Annotated in this window: 25 protein-coding genes and 1 tRNA gene; 10 read left to right on the forward strand and 16 right to left on the reverse strand. The window is 72.6% G+C overall.

Annotated elements, in window-relative coordinates:
- Positions 1–121: 121 nt before the first annotated feature.
- Entirely contained in the window at positions 122–484 is a 363-nt protein-coding gene (locus ACWDX6_RS17090) for an SsgA family sporulation/cell division regulator (protein ID WP_403293292.1), read from the forward strand.
- Between the two features lie 43 nt (positions 485–527).
- Here ACWDX6_RS17090 and ACWDX6_RS17095 read toward each other — a convergent pair whose 3' ends face one another.
- Together ACWDX6_RS17095 and ACWDX6_RS17100 are read right to left on the reverse strand one after the other, a co-directional pair.
- On the reverse strand, positions 528–2,699 hold the full coding sequence (locus tag ACWDX6_RS17095) for an MMPL family transporter (RefSeq protein ID WP_451485712.1): 2,172 nt from the start codon (positions 2,697–2,699) through the stop codon (positions 528–530).
- A gap of 137 nt (positions 2,700–2,836) precedes the next feature.
- Positions 2,837–3,409 carry a TetR/AcrR family transcriptional regulator gene (locus tag ACWDX6_RS17100; protein WP_451485713.1) on the reverse strand — a complete coding sequence of 191 codons (573 nt, stop codon included), beginning with the start codon at positions 3,407–3,409 and terminating at the stop codon, positions 2,837–2,839.
- 162 nt (positions 3,410–3,571) lie between these two features.
- Between ACWDX6_RS17100 and ACWDX6_RS17105 the strand changes: the two genes are divergently transcribed.
- A complete protein-coding gene (locus tag ACWDX6_RS17105; RefSeq protein WP_451485714.1) occupies positions 3,572–6,859 on the forward strand; it encodes a S41 family peptidase in 3,288 nt (1,095 codons plus the stop codon).
- Here ACWDX6_RS17105 and ACWDX6_RS17110 read toward each other — a convergent pair.
- From ACWDX6_RS17110 to ACWDX6_RS17130, 5 genes are all read right to left on the reverse strand, one after another.
- Complete coding sequence (locus tag ACWDX6_RS17110) at positions 6,802–7,320, reverse strand: GNAT family N-acetyltransferase (protein WP_451485715.1); 519 nt, start codon at positions 7,318–7,320, stop codon at positions 6,802–6,804. The two genes, ACWDX6_RS17105 and ACWDX6_RS17110, sit on opposite strands and share 58 nt — an antisense overlap.
- A 103-nt stretch (positions 7,321–7,423) precedes the next feature.
- Positions 7,424–7,612, reverse strand: coding sequence for a hypothetical protein (locus ACWDX6_RS17115; RefSeq protein ID WP_451485716.1), 189 nt, complete (start codon positions 7,610–7,612; stop codon positions 7,424–7,426).
- Between the two features lie 107 nt (positions 7,613–7,719).
- Complete coding sequence (locus tag ACWDX6_RS17120) at positions 7,720–8,610, reverse strand: SDR family oxidoreductase (RefSeq protein WP_451485717.1); 891 nt, start codon at positions 8,608–8,610, stop codon at positions 7,720–7,722.
- Positions 8,607–9,497, reverse strand: a complete 891-nt coding sequence (locus ACWDX6_RS17125; protein WP_451485718.1) for an alpha/beta fold hydrolase — start codon at positions 9,495–9,497, stop codon at positions 8,607–8,609. Before ACWDX6_RS17125 ends, ACWDX6_RS17120 begins: the two co-directional genes overlap by 4 nt.
- On the reverse strand, positions 9,494–11,014 hold the full coding sequence (locus ACWDX6_RS17130; protein ID WP_451485719.1) for a flavin-containing monooxygenase: 1,521 nt from the start codon (positions 11,012–11,014) through the stop codon (positions 9,494–9,496). Before ACWDX6_RS17130 ends, ACWDX6_RS17125 begins: the two co-directional genes overlap by 4 nt.
- 202 nt (positions 11,015–11,216) lie before the next feature.
- Between ACWDX6_RS17130 and ACWDX6_RS17135 the strand changes: the two genes are divergently transcribed.
- From ACWDX6_RS17135 to ACWDX6_RS17160, 6 genes are all read left to right on the forward strand, one after another.
- The gene (locus tag ACWDX6_RS17135) at positions 11,217–11,837 is read left to right on the forward strand and encodes a MerR family transcriptional regulator (RefSeq protein WP_451485782.1); all 621 of its coding nucleotides are present in this window, start codon (positions 11,217–11,219) and stop codon (positions 11,835–11,837) included.
- A 134-nt stretch (positions 11,838–11,971) separates the two neighbouring features.
- Positions 11,972–12,583: a hypothetical protein gene (locus tag ACWDX6_RS17140; RefSeq protein ID WP_451485720.1), complete on the forward strand. Its 612-nt coding sequence runs from the start codon at positions 11,972–11,974 to the stop codon at positions 12,581–12,583.
- 2 nt (positions 12,584–12,585) lie between these two features.
- Positions 12,586–13,911, forward strand: a complete 1,326-nt coding sequence (locus ACWDX6_RS17145; RefSeq protein WP_451485721.1) for a peptidoglycan-binding protein — start codon at positions 12,586–12,588, stop codon at positions 13,909–13,911.
- Positions 13,908–14,624, forward strand: coding sequence for an ABC transporter ATP-binding protein (locus tag ACWDX6_RS17150; protein ID WP_451485722.1), 717 nt, complete (start codon positions 13,908–13,910; stop codon positions 14,622–14,624). The genes ACWDX6_RS17145 and ACWDX6_RS17150 overlap by 4 nt, the downstream gene beginning before the upstream one ends.
- 116 nt (positions 14,625–14,740) lie before the next feature.
- A complete protein-coding gene (locus ACWDX6_RS17155) occupies positions 14,741–15,949 on the forward strand; it encodes an ABC transporter permease (RefSeq protein WP_451485783.1) in 1,209 nt (402 codons plus the stop codon).
- 370 nt (positions 15,950–16,319) lie between these two features.
- Positions 16,320–16,685 carry an SH3 domain-containing protein gene (locus tag ACWDX6_RS17160; protein WP_451485723.1) on the forward strand — a complete coding sequence of 122 codons (366 nt, stop codon included), beginning with the start codon at positions 16,320–16,322 and terminating at the stop codon, positions 16,683–16,685.
- Between the two features lie 132 nt (positions 16,686–16,817).
- On the opposite strand, the gene ACWDX6_RS17165 is transcribed toward ACWDX6_RS17160, so the two are convergent.
- The 3 genes from ACWDX6_RS17165 to ACWDX6_RS17175 all read right to left on the reverse strand — a co-directional run bounded on the left by ACWDX6_RS17165 (position 16,818) and on the right by ACWDX6_RS17175 (position 20,196).
- A complete protein-coding gene (locus ACWDX6_RS17165; RefSeq protein WP_451485724.1) occupies positions 16,818–18,515 on the reverse strand; it encodes a sensor histidine kinase in 1,698 nt (565 codons plus the stop codon).
- Positions 18,512–19,306: a response regulator transcription factor gene (locus tag ACWDX6_RS17170; RefSeq protein WP_451485725.1), complete on the reverse strand. Its 795-nt coding sequence runs from the start codon at positions 19,304–19,306 to the stop codon at positions 18,512–18,514. The genes ACWDX6_RS17165 and ACWDX6_RS17170 overlap by 4 nt, the downstream gene beginning before the upstream one ends.
- Before the next feature lie 92 nt (positions 19,307–19,398).
- Positions 19,399–20,196, reverse strand: coding sequence for an exodeoxyribonuclease III (locus tag ACWDX6_RS17175; RefSeq protein ID WP_451485726.1), 798 nt, complete (start codon positions 20,194–20,196; stop codon positions 19,399–19,401).
- A gap of 50 nt (positions 20,197–20,246) precedes the next feature.
- Here ACWDX6_RS17175 and ACWDX6_RS17180 point away from each other — a divergent pair, with 50 nt between their 5' ends.
- Complete coding sequence (locus ACWDX6_RS17180; RefSeq protein ID WP_451485727.1) at positions 20,247–20,723, forward strand: GNAT family N-acetyltransferase; 477 nt, start codon at positions 20,247–20,249, stop codon at positions 20,721–20,723.
- A gap of 98 nt (positions 20,724–20,821) precedes the next feature.
- A complete protein-coding gene (locus ACWDX6_RS17185) occupies positions 20,822–21,808 on the forward strand; it encodes a trypsin-like serine peptidase (RefSeq protein ID WP_451485728.1) in 987 nt (328 codons plus the stop codon).
- Between the two features lie 145 nt (positions 21,809–21,953).
- On the opposite strand, the gene ACWDX6_RS17190 is transcribed toward ACWDX6_RS17185, so the two are convergent.
- The 6 genes from ACWDX6_RS17190 to glp form a co-directional block, all read right to left on the reverse strand.
- A tRNA-Ala gene (locus tag ACWDX6_RS17190) sits at positions 21,954–22,027 on the reverse strand.
- Positions 22,028–22,077: 50 nt separating this feature from the next.
- Positions 22,078–23,121, reverse strand: coding sequence for a divisome protein SepX/GlpR (sepX, locus tag ACWDX6_RS17195; RefSeq protein WP_451485729.1), 1,044 nt, complete (start codon positions 23,119–23,121; stop codon positions 22,078–22,080).
- Between the two features lie 148 nt (positions 23,122–23,269).
- Positions 23,270–23,908 (reverse strand): GNAT family N-acetyltransferase, encoded by a 639-nt coding sequence (locus tag ACWDX6_RS17200; protein ID WP_451485730.1) that lies wholly within the window; start codon positions 23,906–23,908, stop codon positions 23,270–23,272.
- Entirely contained in the window at positions 23,905–24,597 is a 693-nt protein-coding gene (locus ACWDX6_RS17205; RefSeq protein ID WP_451485731.1) for a MogA/MoaB family molybdenum cofactor biosynthesis protein, read from the reverse strand. Before ACWDX6_RS17205 ends, ACWDX6_RS17200 begins: the two co-directional genes overlap by 4 nt.
- Positions 24,594–25,085 (reverse strand): cyclic pyranopterin monophosphate synthase MoaC, encoded by a 492-nt coding sequence (gene moaC / locus ACWDX6_RS17210; RefSeq protein WP_356889046.1) that lies wholly within the window; start codon positions 25,083–25,085, stop codon positions 24,594–24,596. Before moaC ends, ACWDX6_RS17205 begins: the two co-directional genes overlap by 4 nt.
- Positions 25,086–25,142: 57 nt before the next feature.
- Positions 25,143–26,459, reverse strand: a complete 1,317-nt coding sequence (glp, locus tag ACWDX6_RS17215; protein WP_451485784.1) for a molybdotransferase-like divisome protein Glp — start codon at positions 26,457–26,459, stop codon at positions 25,143–25,145.
- Positions 26,460–26,489 lie beyond the last annotated feature (30 nt).

Raw genomic sequence — 26,489 nt, forward strand, 5'->3', positions numbered from 1 at the left:
CGATGATAGGCGCTACCTGCAAAGGGCTTGCAAGAGCGCACAGGTCACAGAAGCGCTCGACCCGCACGCCCCGAAGTATGGGACATTAGGGATAAATGAGACGAGTGTGAGGAGTCGGCCGATGCACCCCGCCGCGGATGACCATCCCGTCGAAGATCACGCCAAAGGCAGGATCATCACCGACGCCCCGCTCTCCCGACCCGTCCCCGTCGCCCTGCGCTTCGACCCGCACTCCGACCCCGCCACCGTGCGCTTCGTCTTCCCCGGCAACATCGAGTGGTCCTTCCCGCGCGCGCTCCTCGAGACCGGGATGCGCGCCCCCGCCCGCCGCGGGGACATCGGGGTGTGGCCCTGCGGCCGGGTCCAGACGATCGTGGAGTTCCACACGGCGGACGGCGTCGCGGTGGTCCAGTTCGACTCCACCGCGCTGCTCCGCTTCCTCCGGCACACCTACGCCGTCACCACGTCGCGTTCGACACGGTGACGGCGCGGGGGTGCCTCGCCGGTCCTCAGGACCGATCGGCGGATCAGCTCTTCACGAGCTCGCGCTCCTGGCCGGGGGCGGCGTCCCGGGACGCCGCCAGCCCCTCGCCCTCCACGTCGACGTTCGGCAGCGCCCGGTCCAGCCACTTCGGCAGCCACCACGCCTTGTGGCCGAGCAGCGCCAGCACCGCCGGGACGATCGCCATCCGGACCACGAAGGCGTCGAAGAGGACGGCGATCGCGAGACCGAAGCCGATCATCTTGATCATCTGGTCGGTCATGCCGATGAAGCCGGAGAAGACCGCGATCATGATCACGGCGGCGGCGGTGACCACCCGGGCGCTGTGCCGGAAGCCGGTGACGATCGCCTCGGCGGGGCGCTCCCCGTGGACGTACGCCTCGCGCATCCGGGTGACGAGGAAGACTTCGTAGTCCATCGCGAGACCGAAGACGACACCCACCATGAAGATCGGCATCATCGACATGATCGGGCCGGTCTGCTCCACCCCGAACAGCGAACCGAGCCAGCCCCACTGGAAGACCGCGACGACCGCGCCGAGGGCCGCGACCACCGAGAGCAGGAAGCCGAGGGCCGCCTTCAGCGGGACCAGGACGGACCGGAACACGACCATGAGCAGCAGGAAGGCGAGTCCGACCACGAGCGCCAGGTACGGCACGAGCGCGTCGTTCATCTTCTGCGAGAAGTCGATGTTCATCGCCGTCTGACCGCTGACCAGGACGTTGTCACCGGTCGCCCCGCGGATGTCATGGACCAGCTCCTCGGTGGCGACCGAGGAGGGGCGATCCTTCGGGATCACCGTGATCATCGCCGTGTCGCCGGCCTTGTTGGGCGTCGGCGGCATGACGGCCACGACGCCGTCCAGGCCCTCGATCGCCTCCGCGGTGGAGTCGGCAGCGGCCTTGTCCCCGTCGACGACGACCATCAGGGGGCCGTTGAATCCCGGGCCGAAGCCGTCCGAGAGCAGGTCGTACGCCCGGCGCTCGGTGGCGGAGACGGGCTTGGCGCCGTCGTCCGGCAGGCCCATCTCCAGCGAGGCGGCGGGCAGCGCGATCGCGCCGAGGCCGAGGACGCCGACGAGCAGGACCATGATCGGACGCCGGAGGACGAACCGCGCCCAGCGGGTGCCCGCGTTGGGCTTGCCGCCCTCGCTCTCGGTCTTCCTCCCCTGGCCCTTGCGCTCCTTGCGGCCCAGGACCTTGGCGCCTGCGAACCCGAGCAGCGCCGGTACCAGGGTCAGCGCGATGAGGACGGCGATCACGACCGTGCCGGCCGCGGCGAAGCCCATCTTCGTCAGCATCGGGATGTTGACGACGGCGAGACCGACCAGGGCGATGACGACGGTCAGACCGGCGAAGACGACGGCCGAGCCGGCCGTGCCCACCGCGCGGCCCGCGGCCTCCTCGCGCTCGCGGCCCTCGGCCAGCTCGGCGCGGTAGCGGGAGACGATGAAGAGGGCGTAGTCGATGCCGACCGCGAGGCCGATCATCATCGCGAGGGTGGAGGTGGTGGAGCCGAGGTCGAGGGCGTTGGCGAGCGCCGTGATCGTCGAGACGCCGATGCCGACGCCGATGATCGCGGTCAGCAGCGGGAGTCCGGCGGCGACGAGCGAGCCGAAGGTGATGACGAGCACGATGCCGGCGATGATCACGCCGACGATTTCGCCCGCGCCGGTCGCCGGCATGGTCTGGAGCGCGTCACCGCCGATCTCGACGGTCAGCCCCTTGCCCTGCGCGTCCTGCCCGGTCCGCTCCAGGGCCTCACGGGTCGCGTCCGTCAGCTCCATGCCGGAGACCTTGTAGCTGACGGAGACGTACGCGGTCGAGCCGTCCCGGGAGACCGCCTGGGCGGTGTACGGGTCGGTGACGCGGGCGACCTGGTCCGAGCCGGCCTTCAACTCGCCGACGACCTTCTGGACCTCGGCCTTGTGGGCCGGGTCGGTCATCTTCTGGCCGTCGGGGGCCTGGAAGACGACCCGGGCGGTGGCCCCGTCGGCGTTGCCGCCGGGGAAGCGCTGTTCGAGCAGGTCGAAGGCGCGCTGGGCCTCCGTGCCGGGTATCGAGAAGGAGCTGGAGGTCGCTGCGGGCGCGGTGGCGGCACCGGCTCCGGCGAGCGCGAGGAGCGCCACCCAGAGCAGGGCGACGAGCCGTCGGCGCCGGAAGGCGGACCGGCCGAGCTTGTAGAGGAACGTGGCCACGGGGGCGTACTCCCGGTGTTGAGGGTGACAGGGCATGGGGAGCCGGCCCGACGGCGTGAGCGGTGCGCGGCGTCAGGAGGGTGCGGGTGGGGACGTATCGGTGGCACCGGCCGGGGAAACCGGTGCGAGCGGGGCTGTCAGACGCCGAGTGAGGGGAGCACGACGGCGTCGAAGTAGCCGCTGAGGAAGGCGTGGTCGACCGCCCGGTCCTCGATCAGCGGGCGGGCGACGAACGCTCCGATCAGCATGTGGGGGACGAGCCTCAGGGCCGGGTTGTCGGCGCTGACCTCGCCCCGGTCCACCGCTCGCCGCAGCACTTCGTCGAGTCCGGTCATCTCGGGTTCGATGAGCAGCTCGCGCAGCGCCTGGAGCAGTTCGGGGTTGTCGTGGACGGCATGGGCCAGGCCCCGCATCAGCGCGGAGTCCTTCTCCATCTGGCAGTCGTCGGTCCGCTCCAGCAGTGCCCGGAAGTCGCCGCGCAGGGAGCCGGTGTCGATCTCGGCGAGACTGACGGGCTTGTTGTGGCGCAGGGCCCTGGCGACCAGTTCCGGCTTGCTCCCCCACTGGCGGTAGAGGGTGGCCTTGCTGGAGTGGGTGCGGGCGGCGACGGCGTCCATGGTGAGGGCGTCGTAGCCGACCTCGCGCAGCAGGTCGAGCACGGCTTCGTACAGCTCCGCCTCACGTTCCGGTGTGAGCCTGCTGCGCGCCATGCCGTGACCTCCGTCGCTACGGATACGTGAACGAAACGGTTTCGTACAGCTCGAAGATACCCAGCCTTCGAGCGAAACGAAACCGTTTCGTACGTGGCCTGGGCCACAACGCGTACGCACGTACGAGTTGCCGCGCCCCCGCCACGCGGAAAGCATGAGGAGGTGAGTGAAAGCGCCGCGTACCTCCGCTTCCCGCATCTCCACGACGATCTGCTGTGCTTCGCGGCAGAGGACGATCTCTGGGTCGCCCCGCTCGTGCCCGAGGGCCGTCCGCCCGGCCGGGCCTGGCGGCTCACCGTCGACCGGACGCGGGTGGGCCACCCGCGCTTCTCGCCCGACGGGCGTCACATCGCGTACACGAGCTGGCGCAGCCTCGACCCCGAGATCCATCTCGCGCCGGTCGACGGCGGGCCGTCCCGACGCCTCAGCCACTGGGGATCCACCGACACCCGGGTCTGCGGCTGGTCGCCCCCGGACAAGGACGGGAAGTCCGACATCCTCGCCGTCTCCTCCCACGGCCAGCCCTTCTCGTACTTCTCCTGGGCCTACACCGTCCCCACCGACGGCTCCCCCGGCCGCCGGATGCCCTGGGGCCCGGTCTCCGACATCGAGGTCGCCGACATCGACGGGGAACGCCGCACCCTCCTGCTGACCGGCAAGCCGCCGCACGAGCCCGCCGCCTGGAAGCGGTACCGGGGCGGGGCCATGGGCCGGCTGTGGCTCCACGGCGAGCAGCTGCTGCCGGACATCGGCGGGCACCTGGACTCGCCGATGTTCGTCGCCGGGCGGATCGCGTTCCTCTCCGACCACGAGGGCGTCGGCAACCTCTACTCCTGCCTGCCCGACGGCACCGATCTGCGGCGCCACACCGACCACGACGCCTTCTACGCCCGGCACGCCGCCAGTGACGGGCGCCGGGTCGTCTACCAGTGCGCGGGCGACCTGTGGATCGTCGACGCCCTGACCCCGGACTCCGTCCCGCGCAGACTGGAGGTACGGCTCGGGGGCCCGCGCGCCGGGCGGCGCCGCTACCAGGTCCCGGCCGCCCACCACGTCGACGCGATCTCGGTCGACGAGACGGGCCGGGCCAGCGCGGTCTCGGTCCGCGGCAGCCTGTACTGGCTCACCCACCGCGACGGGCCGGCCCGCACGATCACCGACACTCCGGGGGTACGCGTCCGGCTGCCCGTGATGCTGGGCAGCGGCGGCCAGGTCGCCTACGTCACCGACGCCGAGGGCGAGGACACCGTCGAGGTCGCCTATCTGCCGCGCGCCAGCGGCGACCGGGAGCCGCGCCGCCTGGCCTCCGGCGAACTGGGCCGGGTCGAGGAGCTGGTCTCCGACCCGGAGGGCGAACGGCTCGCCCTGGCCTCCCACGACGGCCGGCTGCTCCTCATCGACGCGAGCGAGGAGTCGAACGGCGAGGTCACCGAGTTGATCCGGTCCCTCAACGGACCGGTCCGCGATCTCGCCTTCTCCCCCGACGGGGCCTGGCTCACCTGGTCGCACCCCGGCATCGGGCGTTCCCTGCGCCAGATCAAGATGGCCAGGATCTCCGGCCCCGGCGCCCGCACGGTCGTCGACGTCACCAACGGCCGCTTCGAGGACGAGAACCCGGTCTTCACCCGCGACGGCCGCTATCTCGCCTTCCTCTCCTGGCGGGGCTTCGACCCGGTGTACGACGTACACACCGGGGACCTGTCCTTCCCGCTGGGCTGCCGCCCCTACCTCGTACCGCTGTCCTCGACCACCCCGTCCCCCTTCGCGCTGCTGCCCGACGGGCGCCCGGCGGCCGGAGGCCTGGACCCGGGCGACAGCGAGGCGGAGAGCGGCGGGGAGGGCACCGTGATCGTGGAGGTGGAGGGGCTGCCCGACCGGGTCACGCCGTTCCCGGTGGCGGCCTCGAAGTACTCCGCGCTCCATCCGGTCAGCGGCGGCGGGCTCGTCTGGCTGCGCTGGCCCATCTCCGGCGCGCTGGGCGAGACGTTCGCCAACCCGGCCGACACCACGGGCCGGCCCACCCTGGAGCACTTCAACATCACCAAGGCCCGCAAGAGCGAACTCGTCCAGCATCTCGACTGGTTCGCGGTCAGCGGCGACGGGACACGGCTCGTCGTGGTCGACGAGGGCGAGCTGCGGGCCGTGCCGTCCACCGAGTCCGGCGACAGCGACTCGACGGTCTACCTGGACCTGCGGCGGATCCTGCACGAGGTCGACCCGGAGGCGGAGTGGCGGCAGGCGTACGGCGAAGCGGGCCGGATCATCCGCGCCTACTTCTGGGAGCCGGACATGTGCGGGGTCGACTGGACGGCGGTCCTCGACCAGTACCGCCCGCTGGTCGAACGGGTCGCCTCCCCGGACGAGTTCGCCGACCTGCTCCGTGAGGTCCTCGGCGAGCTGGGCACCTCCCACGCGTACGTCACTCCCGCGCGCCGCAACGAGGGCCCGCCGCACTACCAGCGGCCGATGGGCCTCCTCGGCTCCAACCTGGTCTGCCGGGACGGCCGCTGGATGGTCAAGCGCATCCTGCCCGGCGAGTCCTCCGACTCCAAGGCGCGCTCTCCGCTGGCGGGTACGGGCATCCGCGAGGGCGCGATCCTCACCCATGTGGACGGCCGGCCGGTGGACCCGGTGTGCGGCCCGTACCCGCTGCTCGCGGCCTCCGGTGGTACGACGGTGGAGCTGACGTTCCAGCCCGCGGAGGGCGAGGGCCGGGCGCGGCGGGTCGCGATCGTGCCGCTCGTCGACGAACGGCCGCTGCGCTACCAGGACTGGGTGGCGAAGCGGCGCGCGGTGGTGCGCGAGGTCAGCGGCGGCAAGTGCGGCTACCTCCACATCCCCGACATGGGCGGCTCGGGCTGGGCGCAGTTCAACCGCGACCTGCGGATGGAGGTCTCCCGCCCGGCCCTGATCGTGGACGTGCGCGGCAACGCGGGCGGGCACATCAGCGAGCTGGTCGTCGAGAAGCTCACCCGCAAGATCCTGGGCTGGGACCTGACCAGGAACGCGCAGCCCGTGTCGTACGCCTCGAACGCCCCCCGAGGCCCGGTCGTCGCCCTCGCCGACGAGGCGACCTCGTCGGACGGCGACATGATCACGGCGGCGTTCAAACTCCTCGGGCTCGGTCCGGTGGTGGGTCAGCGGACCTGGGGCGGGGTGGTCGGCATGACCGGCCGCCACCGGCTGGGCGACGGCACGCAGATCACGGTGCCGATGAACGCGGCCTGGTTCCCGGAGTACGGCTGGTCCGTGGAGAACCACGGCGTGGAGCCCGATCTGGCGATCCTGCGCACCCCGCTCGACTGGGCCGAGGGCCGCCACGCCCAGCTCGACGACGCCGTCGAGCTGGCGCTCTCCCTCCTCGAACAGACCCCGGCGGCCACCCCGCCCGGCTACTCCGACGTCCCCGACCGCTCCCGTCCGAAGCTCCCGCCGAGGTCCAGCTCGTAGGCGGTCCCCGCACGTCCGTCGAGCGTCACGCTCCCCACGGCCCCGAACCCGACGCGCCCGAGCACGGCCCTCGACGCCGGATTGTCGAGGGTCGTGGCGGCCGTCAGCCGCCGCAGCCCGTACACCTCCACGGCCAGCCGGCACACCTCGCGCACGCCCTCCGTGGCGACCCCACGGCCGGTGGCCTTCTCGGCGACCCGGTAGCCGAGCTCCGCGCTCCCGTCGGCCACGTCGACCAGATTGAACCGCCCGAGGACCTCCCCGCCGTCCCCGACGAGGACATGGAAGTGGCACGCCCCCGCCTCCTGCTCGTCGAGCAGGGCGCGGTGCCGCGCGTCGAACTCCTCGAACCAGGCGTCACCCCGGTCGGGCACGGACGCGGCGAAGAACCCCCGGTTCTCCCGCTCGAACGCGAGCAGAGCGGGGGCGTGTTCGGGTCGGAGTCGCTGCAGGTCGGCCATGGCCGCCAACGTACGCGGTGGGGCGCCCGGCGGTCACCGGCTTCGCGGAACGCGCGAAAAGGCGCACCCGGCGTCCCGGGTGCGCCTGTTCAGCGGACGGACGTCAGGCGTCGTAGTCCTCGTCGAAGCGGCGCTGCGCCTCCTGCGGGGAGCGGCTCGGCTCCTCCTCGGAGCGGCCGCTCTTCGCCCGGGAGGCACGCTCGGACGCTTCGTCCCTGGCGTTGCTCATCCTCTGCTTCGCCTGCTGGGTCGCCTGCTGCGCCTTGTCCTTGAACTGTTCTGCCTTGCCCATGAAGTTCACTCCTCGATGGGTGAGAGGGGTCGGGGCGGGTCGCCCCTTGGGCCTCGACCAGCGTGGCACGGCAGAACAATCCGCGCATTTCGATCGGTTACTCCCCGCTACCGCCGGGAGCCGCCCCCCGTGCGCTCCTGCTCGTCGGCCGCGCCTCCCGCGCCCACCAGCCCCTTGGGGACACCGGCGAGGCGCGGGTCGAAGCGGCGCATCTCGCGCTGTCCGACGGTGGCGATGATCCCGGGCAGGCAGCCGCGGAACGACTGCATCCCGCGCAGCCACCACTGGGCGTACACATGTGCCGAGCGCCGCTCGATGCCCGCGACGATCCGGTCGACGGCCGGGCCCAGGGGATAGGTGCGGTTCGACGGCCAGGGCAGCCGCCGGCGCAGCTCCTTCATCACATCGTCCTGGTCCGCGCCCCGGACCATGTCCGTGTCGGTCCAGGAGAGGTAGCCCACGCCCACCTTCACCCCCTTGTAGCCGACCTCGGCGCGCAGGCTGTGCGCGAACGCCTCCACGCCCGACTTCGACGCGCAGTACGCCGTCATCATGGGCGCCGGCGTGATGGCCGCGAGCGAGGCGATCTGCAGGAAGTAGCCCCGGGACTCCATCAGTACGGGCAGGAAGGCCCGGCCGGTCACCGCGCCGCCGATGAGGTTGACCTCGATGACCCGCCGCCAGGCGACCGGGTCGGAGTCGACGAACGGTCCGCCCGCGGCCACACCCGCGTTGGCGACGACGATGTCGACCTTGCCGAAGCGCTCCTTGACCTCGCCCGCGACCCGGGCCATCGCCTCGTGGTCGGTGACGTCCGCGTGCCACCAGTCGGCCTCGGTGTGCAGCCGGCCCGCGACCTGCTTCAGCTCCTCCGGCTCCAGCCCGACCAGCGCGACCTTCGCGCCGCGCGCGGAGAGCTTGCGGGCGAGGAGTTCACCGACACCGCGGGCCGCTCCGGTGACGACCGCGACCTGCCCTTCCAGACCCACCCTGCTCATGCTTGCTCCTTCACACCCAGGTATGTGACGGACAGTTCGCGGATCCGCGCGGTGACGGCCTCCGGCGCCTCCACCGGAGTCATGTGCCCCATCCCCGGCAGCTCGACGAGACCGACGCACCGTGGCAGCGCCGCCGCCATGGCGCGCGAGTGGGCGGGCGGGGTCATCCGGTCCTCGGTGCCGACGAGCACGGCCACGGGCAGTTCAAGACCCCGTACGCCGGCTTCGAGATCGAGCTCGGCGAGGACGTGCGACCAGGCCACCCGGGACCTGCGCGGGCAGGCGTGCACGATCCGGGCGCAGGTGGCGACCCGCTCGGGCGCCGAACCCGGCCCCATGGTGGCGTACTTGAGGAGCCTCTTCGACACGGGCGTCACCGGACCGAGAGGCAGCCTGGCACCGAGGATCCCCCCGGTGAGCCGGGTCCTCAGGCCGCCCGCCCGCAGCGGTACGACGAGGGATTCGGCGGTGAGCCGTGCGGGGCCCGTGGAGCAGAGCAGGACGGCGGCCGCGTGCTCCCGGAAGCCGGGCCGGCCCGCGGCGGCCATCAGCGTCATGCCGCCCATGGAGTGCCCGGCCAGGACGGCCTTCTCGCCGGGCTCCAGGGTCGCGGCGAGGACGGCTTCGAGGTCGTCGGCGAGCGCCCGCGTCGAGTATCCGGAGCGGCCGACCGGGGGCGTACGGCCGTGGCCGCGCTGGTCGTAGGCGATGACCCGGTGGTCGGCGGCGAGGTCCCGTATCTGCTCGGCCCAGAAGGCGGTCGAGCAGGTCCAGCCGTGGGCGAGGACCACGGCGGGGGCGCCCTCGGGCCCGTGCGCCTCGACGTGGACGCGCGAGCCGTCGGCGGAGACGGCGGTCAGCTCCCTGGGGGGTGCGAGCCGGCTCATTTGACCGTCTCCTTCTCCAGGGGGGTACGGGCGGGCTCCTGCGCGGGGGCGGGGCGCAGCACCTCGTACTCCGCGAGGTCGACCCGGCGGGTCTCGCGCCGGAACTCGCCGGTCGTGCCCGGCCAGAGGGTGGTGTTGCGCCCGTTGGCGTCGAGGTACCAGCTGTCGCAGCCGCCGGCCTTCCACACGGTCCGCTCCATCCGGCCCTGGACCTTGCGGTTCCAGGCACCGACGGCGGACGGCCGGGCGGCGAGGGCGGCGCGCCCTCCGAGGACGTCCAGCTGGCGCATGTAGTCGGCCAGGTAGTTCAGCTGGGACTCGATCATGAGGATCATGGAGGAGTTCCCCAGGCCGGTGTTGGGGCCGATGATCGTCATCCAGTTGGGGAAGCCGGCGGCGGTGGCACCGCGCAGCGACTCCATGCCGTCCTTCCAGGTCTCGGCGAGCGTGCGCCCGTCGGCGCCGACGACCCGTTCGGCGATCGGCATGTCGGTGACGTGGAATCCCGTACCGAAGATGATCGCGTCGACCTCGGTCTCGGTGCCGTCGGCGGCCACGACGGTCGAGCCGCGGACCTCGCGCAGGCCGGAGGCGACGACGTCCACGTTGGGGCGGGCGAGGGCCGGGTAGTACTCGCTGGAGAGCAGGATGCGCTTGCAGCCGATGCGGTACGACGGGGTCAGCTTGGCGCGCAGCGCCGGGTCCTTGATCGCGCGGGCCATGTTGGCCTTGGCGAGGGACTCGACCAGGCCGAGTTCGTTGGGGCGCTTGGTGAAGGCGCTGACCTGGAGCTCCCGGATGCCCCAGAGGATGCCCCGGCGGGCGGTCCCGGTGGCGGGGAGCGTGCGGTGCAGCCAGCGCTCGGCCCCCGTGATGGCGCGGTCCAGGCGCGGCATCACCCAGGGGGGCGTGCGCTGGAAGAGGGTGAGCGTGCCGACCTTCGGCTGGATCGCGGGCACGATCTGGATGGCGGAGGCGCCGGTGCCGATCATGGCGACGCGCTTGCCGGTCAGGTCGTAGTCGTGGTCCCAGCGGGCGGAGTGGAAGACCTTGCCGGGGAAGCCGGCGAGGCCGGGGACGTCGGGGATCTTGGGGTCGGAGAGCGGGCCGGTCGCGGAGACGACCACGTCGGCGGTGAGGGAGCCCCGGCTGGTCTCGATCTCCCAGCGCAGCTCGTCGCCGTCCCAGCGCATCCTCATCACCTCGTGGTTCAGGCGGATGTGCGGGCGGAGCCGGAAGGTGTCGGTGACGTGCTCCAGATAGGCCCGGATGTGGCGCTGTCCGGAGAAGGTCCGCGGCCAGTCGGGGTTGGGTGCGAAGGAGAAGGAGTAGAGGTGCGAGGGGACGTCGCAGGCGCAGCCGGGGTAGCTGTTGTCCCGCCAGGTGCCGCCGACGGAGTCGGCCCGCTCCAGGACGACGAAGTCGGTGATCCCCTCGCGGCGCAGCCGGACGGCGGCTCCCAGGCCACCGAACCCCGATCCGATCACCGCCACTCGTACATGCTCGTGCTTCGCCATGCCGCCTCCCGTGCGCCCGGCCAAGATTCCGCCAGCAATCACTGGCACGATTGGGAGAGTAGAGCAGCTCCTTACCGAGCGGTAGGGGTTGGACGAGGGAAAGTTACCGACGGTACGTCATAGGCTGGCGGGCGTGGCAGAACGATCGGAGCAGGCGAGGAACCGGGCGGCGGACCGGACGGCGGGGGTACGCGAGTACCGCATGGAGGAGCTGGCGGCCGCCGCCGGCATCACCGTGCGCACCCTGCGCTTCTACCGCGAACGCGGCCTGATCCCGCCACCCCGCCGCGAGGGCCGGATCGCCTGGTACGACGACCACCACCTGGCCAAGCTGCGCACGATCGCCGCCCTGCTCGAACGCGGCCACACCCTCAACGGCATCGCCGACCTCAACACCGCCTTCGAGAGCGGCAAGGACGTCAGCGAGGTCCTCGGCCTCGGGGAACCCACAGAGGAGGAGCCCGTCCGGCTCACCCCGCAGGAACTGGCCGACTACTTCGCCGGCGAGGTCACCCCCGAGAACCTGATGGCCGCCCTCGACCTCGGGTACATCGCCACCGACGGCGACACCATCGTCCACCTCAGCCGCCGGCTGCTCGACGTCTCGGCCACCCTGGTCAAGGAGGGCATCCCGCTCGCCGCCGTCCTGGAGGCGGGCCGCGCGGTCCGTGAGCACGCGGACGCGATGGCCGGGATCTTCACGGAACTGATGCGGACGCACGCCGAGGAGAAGGACGTCGAGCGGCTGCGGCCGCTGGCCAAGAGCGTGGTGGACGCGGAGCTGTCGATGGCGCTGGACCGGCGGCTGCGCGAGCCGTCCTGACGCATCCGCCACGGGCGCGCGCCGATCGCATGACCGGCTGACAGGTTCTTCAAAGGTTCTTCATCATCTCCGCCGTACGGTCGGCCTGCCCGCCGCACCCGCGGCCGGGCCCGACAGGACATGCGGGAGAACCGATGAGGACGAACCGGGTACTGCTGGCCGCCGCGGCGTCGGTGATGGCGTTCGCGCTGACCGGCTGCGGCGGCGACGACGGCGGCTCGAAGGTTCCCACGGCGGGCGGTGGGAGCGCCTCGGCGGGCACGGGATCGGGCTCCGGCTCCGGGGACACCGCGGGCGGCGGAAGCGAGCAGAGCGAGATCGCCGAGTACGTCGCCGTCAAGCGCAAGTGGGTCGCGTGCATGCGGGAGAACGAGATCGACCTCCCCGACCCGAACTCCCTGGGCCAGGTCGACACGGGCGACAACCGCGGCCTCAAGCTGAACCCGAAGTTCGCGACGGCCCAGGAGAAGTGCGAGGAGTTCAACGCCACCGTCCCCGCGAGCGTCGAGAAGGCCATGCGCCCCAAGCTCACCCCCGAGCAGATCAAGGTGCAGCGCGAGTACGCCGACTGCATGCAGAAGAACGGCGCCCCCGACTTCCCCGACCCCGACGCCGACGGCTACGCGCCGGTCGACAACGACGACTCCCCCGACTGGGACCAGTCCTCGGCGGGCGCCAAGCGGGCCGCCCGCACCTGCGCGCCGATCGTCGGCGACCCGGTCGACCAGGGCCCGGGCAAGGGCTGAGCATGAGCGGGACGTTCAGCATGGAGGAGACGGAGCCGGGCACGGAGGTGGCAGTGCCCGACGCCCCCGCCGGCCCCGGGCGGCGCCGACGGCGCACCCTGCTGCTCGCCGCCGCCGTCGTGACCGTCGCGGCGGTCGCCGTGGTCGGCGCGCTCGGTCTCGGCGGCGGCGGGGACGAAACTCCCGGCGCCCCGCCCCGGGCGGGCTCCACCGTGCAGGTGACCCGGGGGACACTGACCGAACGCACCGCCGTGGACGGGCAGTTGGGGTACGGCACGGAGATACCGCTGCCGGTCAAGGCGACCGGCACGGTCACCTGGCTGCCCGAACCGGGCACGACGGTCGCACGCGGCGAGGAACTGCTGCGGGTGGACGACCGGCCCGTGGTGCTGCTGTACGGAACACTCCCGATGTACCGGGAGCTCGGACTGGCCGCACCGCAGCCCCCGACGGACGGCAGCGGTGGCGGTGGCGGTGGCGGGCAGAGCCTGCCGTCCAAGAGCGGGTCCTCCGGGACCCCCGATCCCTCCGGGTCGCCGGCGCCGGGGGGCGCCGGGACCGGAGGTTCGGGCGGCGGAACGGGCGGCGCGAGGGGAGGGACAGCCGGGACGCAGGCGCCGAGGGAGCCGCGCGGCATGGACGTCATGCAGTTCGAGACCAACCTCGCCGCCCTCGGCCACACCGGCTTCACCGTCGACGAGAGGTTCACCACCGGAACCGCCCGCGCGGTCAAGCGCTGGCAGAAGTCGCTCGGACTCCCCCAGACCGGCACGGTCGGCGTCGGGGACGTCGTCTACTCCTCCGGCACCGTACGGATCGGCCAGGCCGGCGTCCGGCTCGGCTCCGCCGTCGGCGAGAACGCCCTCACCTACACCGGTACGGCACGCAAGGTCGTCGTCAACGCCTCCGCCCGGGAGGCCTCCTGGGCCGTTCGCGGCACGGCCGTCACCGTCAAGCTGCCCGACGGGCGACCCGTGAAGGGCAAGGTCGCCGCGGTCGGCAAGGCCGCGACCGCGCCCGAGGGCGGAGGCGGGGACGGCGGCGACACCGGGGCGCCGACGATCCCGGTGACCGTCACCATCGAGGACCAGAAGTCCGTCGGACAGCTGGAGAGCGGCCCGGTCAGCGTCGAGTACGTCGGACGGGAACGCAAGGACGTGCTCACCGTCCCGGTCGCCGCGCTCGTCGCGCTCGCCGAAGGCGGCCACGGCCTGGAGACCACGGACGGCACCTTCGTCGCCGTGAAGACGGGGCTCTTCGCCGACGGCAACGTGGAGGTGAGCGGTCCCGCGGTCCGCGAGGGCATGAAGGTGAGGATCCCGCAGTGAACGACCGGTCCGAGGCCGTCGCGGTCGTCGAGTTCGACGCGGTCTCCAAGACGTATCCGGGCGGGGTGGCGGCGGTACGGGACGTGAGCCTGCGCATCGGACGCGGCGAACTCGTCGCGATCGTCGGCCCGTCGGGCTCGGGCAAGTCCAGCATGCTGAACCTGATGGGCAGCCTCGACCGCCCGACCGCGGGCCGCGTGCTGGTCGACGGCCACGACGTGGCGAGCCTGACCGACCGGGAGGTCTCCGCGCTGCGGGCCACCCGGATCGGCTTCGTCTTCCAGCAGTTCCACCTCGCGTTGGGCGTACCGGTCCTGGACTCCGTCGCCGACGGCCTGCTGTACGCCGGTGTCCCGATGCGCCGGCGCAGGGCCGAGGCCGCGGCCGCGCTCGCCCGCGTCGGGCTCGACCACCGCGTCCACCACCTCCCGCACCAGCTGTCGGGCGGCGAACGCCAACGCGTCGCGGTCGCCCGGGCGGTGGTCGGCGAGCCGGCGGTCCTGCTGGCGGACGAACCCACCGGCAACCTCGACTCCGCCTCGGGTGCCGCCGTACTGGCGCTGCTGCGCGAGCTCCACACCGCCGGGACCACGGTCGTGATCATCACCCACGACCGCGAGATCGCGGCCGCGCTCCCCCGCCGTATCGACATGCGCGACGGCCGCGTGGTCGCCGACACGACAGCGAGCACGACGATCGGGGCGCCGCGTTGACGGACCGTACGAGAGACCTCCCCGGCCCGGACGACCGCAACGGCCCGGACGACCGCAACGGCCAGATCGACCGGGACGGCCAGGACGTCCGCGACGGCCAGGGCGATGGCAACGGTCTGGACCGGCCGCGGTCCGGCCCCGCCCTGCGGCCCGCCCGGCTGCGCCCCGTCGACATCGTGCGGCTCGGCGGAACGGGACTGCGGACCCGGCCGCTGCGGGTGTTCCTGTCCGCGCTCGGCATCGCGATCGGCGTCGCCGCCATGATCGCGGTGGTCGGCATCTCCGGCTCCGGACAGGCGGAGGTGGACCGGCGGCTCGACGCCCTCGGCACCAATCTGCTGCGGGTGGCGCCCGGCAACTCCCTGAACGGCGAGAAGGCCGAACTCCCGCTGGAGACCGTCCGCATGATCGACCGCGTACCGCCCGTGCGGCAGGTCGCCGCCACCGGCGCCGTCGACGCCCACGTCTACCGCAACGAGCACATCGTCGTCGGCCGTACCGGATCCCTGGAGGTCCTCGCGGCCGGCTCCGAGCTGCTCCCGGCCGTCGGCGGCCGGATCGGCAAGGGCCGGTGGCTGGACTCCGCGACCGAGAAGTACCCGGCGGTCGTGCTCGGTTCCACGGCCGCCAACCGGCTCGACGTCCACACGCCGGGGACGCGGCTCTGGATCGGCGGGCGCTGGTTCTCCCTGGTCGGCGTCCTCGACCCCGTACCCCTCGCACCCGAGCTGGACGCCGCCGCGCTGGTCGGCTGGCCCGCGGCCCGCACGTACCTCCGCTTCGACGGTCATCCGTCGACGGTCTACGTCCGCGCCGAGGACAGCCGGATCGCGGCGGTACGCGCGGTGCTCCCGGCCACGGCGCACCCGGAGAAGCCCGGCGAGGTCCAGATCTCCCGGCCCTCCGACGCGCTCGCCGCCCGCGAGGCCACCGAGTCGGCGCTCACCGGCCTGCTGCTCGGGCTCGGTGGCGTCGCCCTGCTGGTCGGAGGCGTCGGCGTCGGCAACACGATGGTCATCTCCGTCCTGGAACGCCGCCCGGAGATCGGTCTGCGGCGCGCGCTCGGCGCGACCAGGGGACAGATCCGCACCCAGTTCGTGACGGAGTCCCTGCTCCTGTCGGTGATCGGCGGACTCGGCGGCACCGTCCTCGGGACGCTGATCACCGCCCTCTACGCCCTGTCCCGCGACTGGCCGACGGTCGTGCCGGTCTGGGCGACGGCCGCGGGCGTGGGGGCCACACTCCTGATCGGCGTGATCGCGGGGCTGTATCCGGCGGTCCGAGCGAGCCGGCTGGCACCCACGGAAGCACTGGCCGGCACCTGAACGAGACCGTCCGGGGGTGAAAAGCGGCCAAGCTTTTCCACCGGCCCACCGGCGCGTCCTTCTGTTTCCCGGCGGGCCGGAATTCCCACCTCCGACGGAGCGGAGCGATCCGTTGCGGACCGGCGCTCCGTCCACCCGCTGACGGGGCGCCGGAGGCCGCCCCGAGCCGCCCTGGAACGGAATTCAGGCACTCCCCATAAGCGATCAAGAAAGGGCCGCGGAATGCTTCCGACCGGCTGCCACCGAAAAGCAGCGGCGCTTTTTCGACGCCGTTGAAATCCAGGCGGCCGCCCGGCAATTCTTCTTCTGCACTCGAACGAACCCGTCCCGCTCACCGAGTGGGCAGCAGACCAGAGTTCAGGAGAGATTGATGCGTCTTCGGACGAAGCTCGCCGCGGTGGCCGTCGGTGCCGTCGCGGCCACCGGTGGCCTTGTCATGCCTACAACGGCCGCTATCGCCGCCCCGGACGGTGCCGCCGCCTGCACCAACCCCGGCTGGTCCAACAAGGACGGTCGGGCCGGCAAGACCAACACGAACAACGTCAACATCCGCTCCGGCCCCACGACCGAGTGTCAGTCCAACGGGCAGGCCCAGACGAGCCACAGCCTCACGCTGCACTGCTGGGTGTACGGCCAGGACGGCACCTGGTCGCACGTCCGCGACAACAGCACCGGCGTCTCGGGATGGATCAAGGACAGCCTGCTGGTCAACTACGGGTCGAACGTCAAGTGCTGACCCGGCGCTGATCCGCGCTGACACGCGCTGACCTCGCGCTCACGGCCGTGACGGCCCGCGCGACGGGCCCCCCTTCCCGCCCCCAGGGCCCGGGAGGGGGGTCCAGTGCTCCCCCGGCCTCCCACCGGGCTCTCACACCCGCCCCGCCGACCGGCCGCTCCGGCTCTCCTCCCGCGGGCCGGATCCGCCCGTGGGCGCCGGCAGCACGACCGTGAAGACCGTCCCCACGCCGACCTCGCTCGCCACCTCGATGGCCCCGTGGTGGTCCGCCACGATCTGACGGGCGATCGAGAGGCCGAGACCGCTGCCCCCGGTGGCCCGCCCGCGCGCCGCGTCCGCCCGCCAGAAACGGTCGAAGAGATGCGGCAGATCGTCCGGCGGGATGCCACTGCCGGTGTCCCTGACCGCGATCCGCACCATCTCGTCCCGCTCGGCCAGTTCCAGCCGGACGCCGCCCCCCGGAGCCGTATGCCGCACCGCGTTGCCGACCAGGTTGCTCAGCGCCTGACGCAGCCGCCCGGGATCGCCGTACAGCGGTACGGGCCCGGCGGCAACGGTGTCGAGCCGGACCCCGGCCGCCGCCGCCAGCGCGCTGTGCGCCGTACGGCAGGTCTCGATCAGCTCGCGCGCGTCGAGTTCGGTGCGGTGGTACGTCAGGACGCCCGCCTCCGCCAGCGCCAGGTCCTGCAGGTCGTCGACGATCCGCTGCTGGAGCAGCACCTCCTCGTGCAGGGAGTCGAGCAGCTCCGCGTCGGCCTCCAGCACCCCGTCGCGCAGCGCCTCCAGATAGCCGCGCAGATTGGCCAGCGGGGTGCGCAGTTCGTGCGCGATGTCACCGACCAGCCGGCGCTGGCGCTCCTCGCTGGCCTGGAGGGAGTCCGCCATACGGTTGAAGGCGCGGCCCAGTTCCCCGATCTCGTCCTTCCCGGAGACCGGCACGCGCCGCCCGAGGTCCCCCTCGCCGAGGCCCCGGGAGGCCCGGGTGAGAGCCCTCACCGGCCGCAGCACGGCACGGCTGAGGAGCAGGGCGCAGGCGACGGCGGCCGCCGCGACCCCGGCCGACACGGCCGCGGTCGGGCCGACGGCGAGGCTCTGCCCCGCGTCGTCCAGGGCACCGAGGTGGACGGTGAGCGGCTGGGGGGCGACGGCGGCGGTCCGCTCGTGGAAGACCCTGCGCAGGCAGGCGGTCCGCTCGTCGCCCAGCACCGAGGCGCAGGTGCCGACCGCTTCCACATCGGCCTCGAAGGCGGCTTTCGAGGCGGCTTCCCCCTTGACGCAGGCGGCGGCTCCGCCCGTGGCTCCCGCCGCCTTCCCCCGGTCCGTGAAGACGGGCACGCCCATCTGGTCGGTGCTCACGTCCACCTCGTGGCCCGCCCGGGTCAGGCACGCGGCATAGGTCACGCCGGCGACGTAGTCACCGATGGCGCCGGCGGTCACCTTGGCCAGCGAGGGGAAGAAGTCCCAGGAGGGAAAGGTCAGCTCGGGGCGGGGGTCCACGAGGAGCGGCGGCGCGGTGCCGCCCGGGCGCGGGTCCCGGCCGAGCAGCGCGTCGGAGTCGGCGATCTGCCCTTCGGCGTCGCCGCTGATCCGGATGCGCTGCCCGGTGTCGCGGGCGAGGGTGCGTACGGTCCCGGCGACGCCGTCCCAGGTGCCGTGCGTCCGCCCGTACCGCAGCAGTTCGTCGGTGATCCGCGCGAGGTCCTGCCGGTCGGCGGCGGCCGACTCCTGGACCTGCCGGGTGGCCTGGCGCAGGGTCAGCCAGGCGGTCGCGGCGGTGGCGGCCACCGCGACGAGGAGGATGAGCGCCAGCACCCGTATACGGAAGCTCACGCCCCCTCCCCGAACGAGTGCCGACCCCGGGGGGAGGGCCCCCGGCGAGGCGGTTCGTCGCCGGGGGGTCCCGACGACCCGCGCGGGTCGTCACCCGGGGCGCTGGACCCGTCCGCCAGCCGGTACCCCCGTCCGTACACCGTCTCCAGATGCCGCGGCCGCCCCGGATCGGCCTCCAGCTTCCGCCGCAGGTTCATCACATGCGCGTCGACGGTCCGCTCGAGGACGTCCCGGTCGAAGCCGAAGACGCGCTCGATGATCTGCGCCCGGGTGAAGACCCGGCCCGGCTCGCGGGCCAGGGTCTCCAGGATGGAGAACTCCTTCGAGGTCAGCGCCACCGGCCGCCCGGCGACCCGGACCTCGAAGCGCGCGGTGTCCAGCTCCACCTCGCCGACGCGCAGGAGCGTGGGCTCCCCCGCCCCGGCTTTCCTGGCCCGGCGCAGCAGCGCCCGTACCCGGGCGGTGAGTTCGCGGGGGCTGTACGGCTTGGTGAGGTAGTCGTCGGCGCCGAGGTCGAGGCCGAGGAGCATGTCCTCCTCGGTCGTCCGGGCGGTCAGCAGCAGAATGGGAACATCCGATTCCGTACGCAGAATGCGGCACACGTCGAGTCCGTCGACGAGCGGAAGCATCACGTCCAGAACAATGAGATCCGGCCGGGTCGAGCGGGCCCGTTCCAGTGCGGCCCGGCCGTCGGCCACGACCTGCACCGCGTTTCCTTCTCGTTCCAGGTAAATCCGGATCAGCCGGGACTGTTTTTCGTCGTCCTCGGCGACCAGAATTCGCGCGCTCAACGTCTCTCCCCACCCAGGCCCTGCGGCATTCCAGCACGGTAATACAGAACGCCCCCGGGAAAGCGCACGCGACCGAAAACCGCCCCCGCCTTCTACAGCCCGTAGACCGCGGTGACGGGCGCGTGGTCGCTCCACCGCTCGGCGTGCGCGGCGGCGCGCTCGACGTACGCCTTCACGGCCCGGTCCGCGAGGCCGGGCGTGGCGATCTGGTAGTCGATGCGCCAGCCGCTGTCGTTGTCGAAGGCGCGGCCGCGGTACGACCACCAGGAGTAGGGGCCCTCCTGGTCCGGGTGGAGGGCGCGGACCACGTCGACGTACCGCGCCTCGTCGAGGACACGGGTCAGCCACGCGCGCTCCTCGGGGAGGAAGCCGGCGTTCTTGCGGTTGGCCTTCCAGTTCTTCAGGTCGGCCTCGCGGTGGGCGATGTTCCAGTCGCCGCAGACGACGACCTCGCGCCCGTCGGCGGCGGCGCGCTGCCTCAGCTCCTTCAGATAGGGCAGGAACTCGCCCATGAAGCGCAGCTTCTCGTCCTGCCGCTCGGTGCCGACCTCGCCGGAGGGCAGGTAGAGACTGGCGACGGTGACGCCGGGCAGGTCGGCCTCGATGTAGCGGCCGGCGGCGTCGAACTCGCTCGACCCGAACCCCACGCGCACCTGGTCGGGTTCGCGCCGGGTGTAGAGGGAGACACCGGCGCGCCCCTTGGCGGCGGCCGGGGCGTGCGCGGTGAACCAGCCCTCGGGCGCCCGCACCTCCGCGGGAAGCTGGGATTCCTCCGCGCGGACCTCCTGGAGGCAGACCACGTCGGCGGAGGTGCCGGCCAGCCACTCCACGAAGCCCTTCTTGGCGGCGGCGCGGAGGCCATTGACATTGACGGACGTCACAGTGAGCATCCGGGGAGAATACCGACACTCCCCGCTCGCATAGATGTACGATACTCCGCATGCATATTCGTCCAACTCCGTACGACCATCCTGACGCGGTCAAACTCAACGACGCCGTCCAGCTGGAGTACGCCGCCCGCTACGACGACGAGGGCGATGTCACACCGCTCGACGCGAGCATGTTCATACCGCCCGTCGGTCTCTACCTCCTCGCGTACGACACCCAGGACCGCCCCGTCGCCACCGGCGGCTGGCGCACCCAGGACGAGAACGACGAGGGCTACTCCGACGGCGACGCCGAGCTGAAGCGGATGTACGTGGTCCCCGAGGCGCGCGGTCTCGGCCTGGCGCGCCGGATCCTCGCGGCCCTGGAGGAGGACGCGCGGGCGGCGGGCCGGACGCGGATGGTCCTGGAGACCGGCACCATGCAGCCGGAGGCGATCGGCCTGTACCGGTCGAGCGGCTACGAGCCCTGCGCCAAGTTCGGCCACTACCGCGAGTACGAGAACAGCCGCTGCTTCGCCAAGCTTCTCTGACGCGCTCCTGACAAACGTCTCACCATCTGGCACGCTGCCTCACGCATGTCTGTCCGCACCGTTCTCATCCCCACCTGCCCCGGCAGAAGGAGACCTGCGTGAGACGCCATCGCACAGCCCTGACCGTCCTGTCGGCCGTCGGAGCCCTGCTCACCGGAGCGCTGACCGCCACGACGGCGCAGGCGGCCGACGCCGCCCCCGCCACGACGGCCGCCCCCGCCGCCCGCTCCGTCACCGCGACGGAACAGCAGCGGGCGAGCACCTTCTGGACGCCGGCCCGCATGCGCGCGGCCGCCCCGCTGGACCTCGACGCCACCCCGGGCGCCCCCAGGCAGGTCGCCCGCTCGGCCACCCCGACCACCATCGCCCCCACGACCTCGCCGACCGGGATCAGCCCCACGGCCTTCCCCCAGCAGGGCGGCCCCTGGACGGGCGGCGGTGCGGTGGTGAAGACCTCGGGCCGGGTCTTCTTCACCTTCCAGGGCCGTACGGCCTCCTGCTCCGGCAACGCGGTCACCAGCCAGAACGCCAGCACCGTGATCACGGCCGGGCACTGCGTGAAGTACCAGGGCGCCTGGCACACGAACTGGGTCTTCGTCCCGGCGTACGACAACGGCAGCGCGCCGTACGGCCAGTGGACGGCGACCAAGACGCTCACGACCCCGCAGTGGGAGGCGAGCGAGGACATCAACCACGACGTGGGCGCGGCGGTCGTCGCCCCGCTGAACGGCCAGAAACTGACCTCGGTCACGGGCGCCCAGGGCATCCAGTTCAACGGCGGTTACAACAAGCCGATGTACGCCTTCGGCTTCCCGGCCGCGTCCCCGTACGACGGTTCGAAGCTGATCCACTGCTCGGGGAACTCCTCCAAGGACTTCCTCTTCTCCCAGGACCACAGCCTGGCCTGCAACATGACGGGCGGTTCGAGCGGCGGCCCCTGGTTCACCGGCTTCAACGAGGCCACGGGCACCGGCCTCCAGGTCTCGGTGAACAGCTTCGGCTACACGTTCCTCCCGAACCGCATGTTCGGCCCGTACTTCGGCAACGACGCGAAGGCCCTGTACGACCGGGCCCAGGCATCCTGATCCACGCACCGAGCCGGTGGGCCCCAAACCCCTTCGCTCCTCACCGGAGCGAGGGGGTCTTCATCAACAACGAAGATCCCGCCCGATCTTTCGATCGGACGGGATCTCGTCACCATTCCCGAGCTGACTCAGAAACAGTCGCTTGTGGACCTGTGGGGATTTGAACCCCAGACCCCCTCGATGCGAACGAGGTGCGCTACCAGACTGCGCCACAGGCCCTTGCGACGTGTGAAACATTAGCATCCCGATCGGCGTACTCGGAAATCGCCTCACTCGTTGGCCGCGCGGGGCCTGTCCTCGTCCGCGTACTGGTCGAACAGGGGGGTTCGGCCGTGATCGCGGGTGCGTGGCTTGGGGGTCGTGCGTTGGCGTGGGGCCTGTTGCGGGGCGGGAGCCGGGGGCGGGGTCGGGTCCGCGGCCGTGGAGGAGCGGGCCGAGCTCCAGGTCTCCGGGTCCGTGATGTCGACGCCACCCGTGGCGCGCGGGGCGACCGGGGCCGTGACGTACGTAGGGAGCGGGACCGGGACCGGGTCCCAGCTGTCGCCGCGGGCCGGGCCGCGCTCGCGCTGCTGGTCCACCCACTCCGCGTGGTCCGTCTGCTCGACGAGCGCGCGGCGGCCCGCCTCCTGCGGGGAGACCGCGGGGGCCGGTTCCGGTTCGGGGCGGCTCGTCTCGCCGTCCGGCTCCGGCGCGGACGGCCGCCGTTGCGGCCGGCTCTCGCGCAGCCGCGCGGCCGCCGCCTCGGCGCGCCGCCGGTCCATCACGTACACGAAGCGCCGCCGCTCCTGTGTGCGCAGATGCACGATGTACGCGCTCAGGAGCACCGCCGGCACCCCGGGCGCCCACAGGAACGCCAGGCCGCCGACCGCCGCGACGATCGCGCCGAGGGTGAAGGCGAGGAAGAGGACCACCGTGGTGCGCCGACGCCTGGCGAGGACCTTGCCGCGCCGGGCGCGCTCGGCCGCCGCCTTGGACGGCCGCCGGACCGGGGCCGGTTCGGGGATTTCGAGCCGCGCCTCCGTCCTGGCCGGGGGCGCGGAAAAGGCCCGGACGTCGACCGAACTGAGATGCTCGGTCGCCGCGTCCGGGTCCACGTCGGGTTCCACGTCGTCCGCCGTACGGTCCCGTTCCTTCAGCTCCTTGGCGTACCGGCGCTCCATTCCCGCCCGTCCGGACAGCAGCCGGATGGCGGTGCTGAAGCGTTCCGTCGGACGAGCTTCGTTCAGCTCGTCCTGCCTGCGGAGCCACATCGGCACCAAGTAGGCGGCCCAGGCCCCGACGATGACTGCGTAGATGAGGCCGCTGCTGCTCACGCCTCACACCGTAGAGGGGTTCGCGCAAGGGCATCGGCCAATTGGCCCGGTGTGTCGCACGATCTGGCTGATATCACTGAACTTTTTTGTGATTGTTCAGTTCGATTGATGCCCGGCCGATGGTCCACTGCCGACCGAATTCGAACGTCTATTTCATTTCTCCGGGCTTCGCCGACTCCTGCCGCTGCGTCCGGTGCCAGCGGCGCAGCAGGCCCTCGGGCACTTCCTCGGCGGTGAGCGCGAAGACGAGATGGTCCCGCCACGCCCCGTCGATGTGGAGGTAACGGGGGCGCAGCCCTTCCTCCCGGAATCCCAATTTCTCCACGACCCGTCGCGACGGGCCGTTCTCGGGTCGAATGCAGACCTCCATCCGGTGCAGCCCGACCACCCGGAAACAGTGGTCGACGGCGAGTGCCACCGCCGTCGGCATGACACCCCGCCCGGCCACGGCGCTGTCCACCCAGTAGCCGACATGGCCCGAGCACATCGAGCCCCAGGTGATCCCGGCCACGGTGAGCTGGCCGACCAGCTGCCCTCGGTACTCGATCACGAACGGCAGCATCCGGCCCGCGTTCGCCTCGTTCCGCAGATGGCGCACCATCTGGCGGTACGTGGGGCGCTGGGCGACCGGGCCGCCCGGCCCGGCCGGAGGGATGGTGGCCTCCCAGGGGCGCAGCCAGTCGCGGTTGCGCCGGTTCACCTCGCGCCACACCCGCTGGTCACGCAGCTTTATCGGACGGAGGACCACATCGCCGTCCGAGAGCACCACGGGCCAGGTCGTGATCATGACGGCCGGCCCGGATCCGACCCCGGTCTTGGGTGGTCGCCGCCGCGGAGCTGGTCGACGGCGTGGACGAGGAGCGGCTCCAGGACGGCGAGGCCGTCGCGGACCCCGCCGGGCGAGCCGGGGAGGTTGACGATCACCGTGCCGCCCGCGACGCCCGCGAGGCCCCGGGAGAGGGCCGCGGTCGGCACCTTCTCCCTGCCGTAGGCGCGGATCGCCTCGGGGATGCCGGGGATCTCGTGGTCGAGGACCCGGCGGGTGACCTCGGGGGTCGCGTCGGTCGGCGAGATGCCGGTGCCGCCGGTGGTGAGGATGACGTCGTAGCCCGCCTCGACGCCGGCGCGCAGCGCCGCCCCCACGGGCTCGCCGTCCGGGACCACCTGCGGGCCGTCGACGGCGAAGCCCATCCGCCGCAGGCCCTCGGCGAGCAGCGGGCCGCCCTTGTCCTCGTACACCCCGGCGGCGGCCCGGTTGGAGGCCGTCACGACCAGTGCGGCGTAGGGCGCGGAGAGCGCGCCGCCGAGCGCGGACCGCCCGGCGCCGGGTGCCGGGGCGGCCGGGCCCTCGGCCGCGTGCTCCGCGCGCGCGCCCTCACCGGAGGGCCCGTGGTGCGCCTCCGACACGCGCCCCGCGCGCACGCGCGGCACGGTGGCCGCCGCCTCGCCCGCCGGGGGCCGGATCCCCGCCGTCATGCCGTCGGCTCCGTCCGCGTCCACGTGCCCGACTTGCCGCCCGTCTTCTCCTCGACCCGTACGTCGGAGATGACCGCGCCCTTGTCGACCGCCTTGATCATGTCGACGACGGTCAGGGCGGCCACCGAGACCGCCGTCAGGGCCTCCATCTCGACGCCCGTGCGGTCCGTGGTCTTCACCGTCGCCAGGATCTCGACCGCGTCGTCCGCGACCGTCAGGTCGAGTGTCACGCCGGAGACGGACAGCGGGTGGCAGAGCGGGATGAGGTCGGGGGTCTTCTTGGCCCCCATGATCCCGGCGATACGGGCCGTCGCGAGCGCGTCGCCCTTCGGGACGCCCTCGCCCCGCAGCAGTTCGATCACGCGCGGCGAGACGAGGACGCGGCCACTGGCGCGCGCGGTCCGCGCCGTCACGTCCTTCGCGGAGACGTCGACCATGCGGGCCGCACCCGCCTCGTCGATGTGGGTGAGTCCTTGCTGCGTGCTCATGGCTGTGACGCTCCCGGTCGCTGTGTGGGAAGTCACGGTACCGCCACCAGGCCCTCCTCAGCCGAGGAGGACCACGTCCAGCTCGCTGCCCGGCTCCACCGATTCCCGCTCCTCCGGTACGACGAGCAGGGCGTCGGCGTGGGCGAGCGCGGCGATCAGATGGGAGCCGGCGCCGCCCACCGGGGTGACGGTGCCGGACTCGGCGTCGTACCTCCCGCGCAGGAACTGGCGGCGGCCGGCCGGTGAGGTCAGCGGCCGGTCCGCCTCCAGGACGGCGCGCACCCGGGGGCGGTGCAGGTCCCCGAGGCCCATCAGCGCCCGGATCGCGGGCCGGACGAAGATCTCGAAGGAGACGTACGAGGAGACGGGGTTGCCCGGCAGGGCGAGCAGCGGGGTGTGCTCGGGGCCGATCGTGCCGAAGCCCTGGGGCTTGCCCGGCTGCATCGCGAGCTTGCGGAAGTCGACCCGCCCGTCGGCGGTCAGCGCCTCCTTGACGACGTCGTACGCGCCGACGCTCACGCCGCCCGTGGTGACGATGAGGTCGGCGCGGATCAGCTGGTCCTCGATGGTGGCCCGCAGGGTCTCGGCGTCGTCGGTGACGGCGCCGACGCGGTAGGCGATGGCTCCGGCGTCGCGCGCGGCGGCGGCGAGCGCGAAGCTGTTGGAGTCGTAGATCTGGCCCTCGCCCAACTCCTCGCCGGGCTGGACCAGTTCGCTGCCGGTGGAGATCACGACCACGCGCGGGCGGGGACGCACCCGCACCGTGCCGCGACCGATCGCGGCCAGCAGCCCGACCTGCGGCGGCCCGAGGACCGTGCCGGCCTCCAGGGCCAGGTCGCCGGCCTGGACGTCGCTGCCGCGCGCGCGGACGTGCGCGCGCGCCTCCGCGGCGCGGTGCACCCGGACCTCGCCGCCCGCGCCCTCGGGGGCGGCGCTGGCGGCGCGCATCCCGCTCGCCGCTCCCCCGCCCGTGCCGCCGTCGGTCCACTCGACCGGGACGACGGCCTCGGCGCCGGGCGGCAGCGGGGCTCCGGTCATGATCCGGGCGGCCTCGCCGGGGCCGACGACGGGCAGGCCGCCGGCACCGGCCGCCACGTCACCGACCACGGTCAGAACGGCAGGGAACTCCTCGGTGGCACCGGCGACGTCGGCGACCCGGACCGCGTACCCGTCCATGGAGCTGTTGTCGAACGGGGGCAGCGCCACCGGCACCGTCACGTCCTCGACCAGGACGCAACCCTGTGCGTCGGGCAGTTGCAGCTCGATGGGTTCGAGCGGAGAGACCGCCGCGAGGATGTCGTCCAGGTGCTCGTCGACGGACCAGAGACCGTGCGAGGGCCCCTCGCAGGGACCGTGGGACGGACCGCGGGACAAGCCGTCGGACGCCGGTGCCGTACTGCTGCT

The organism is Streptomyces sp. NPDC003027, from assembly GCF_053591435.1.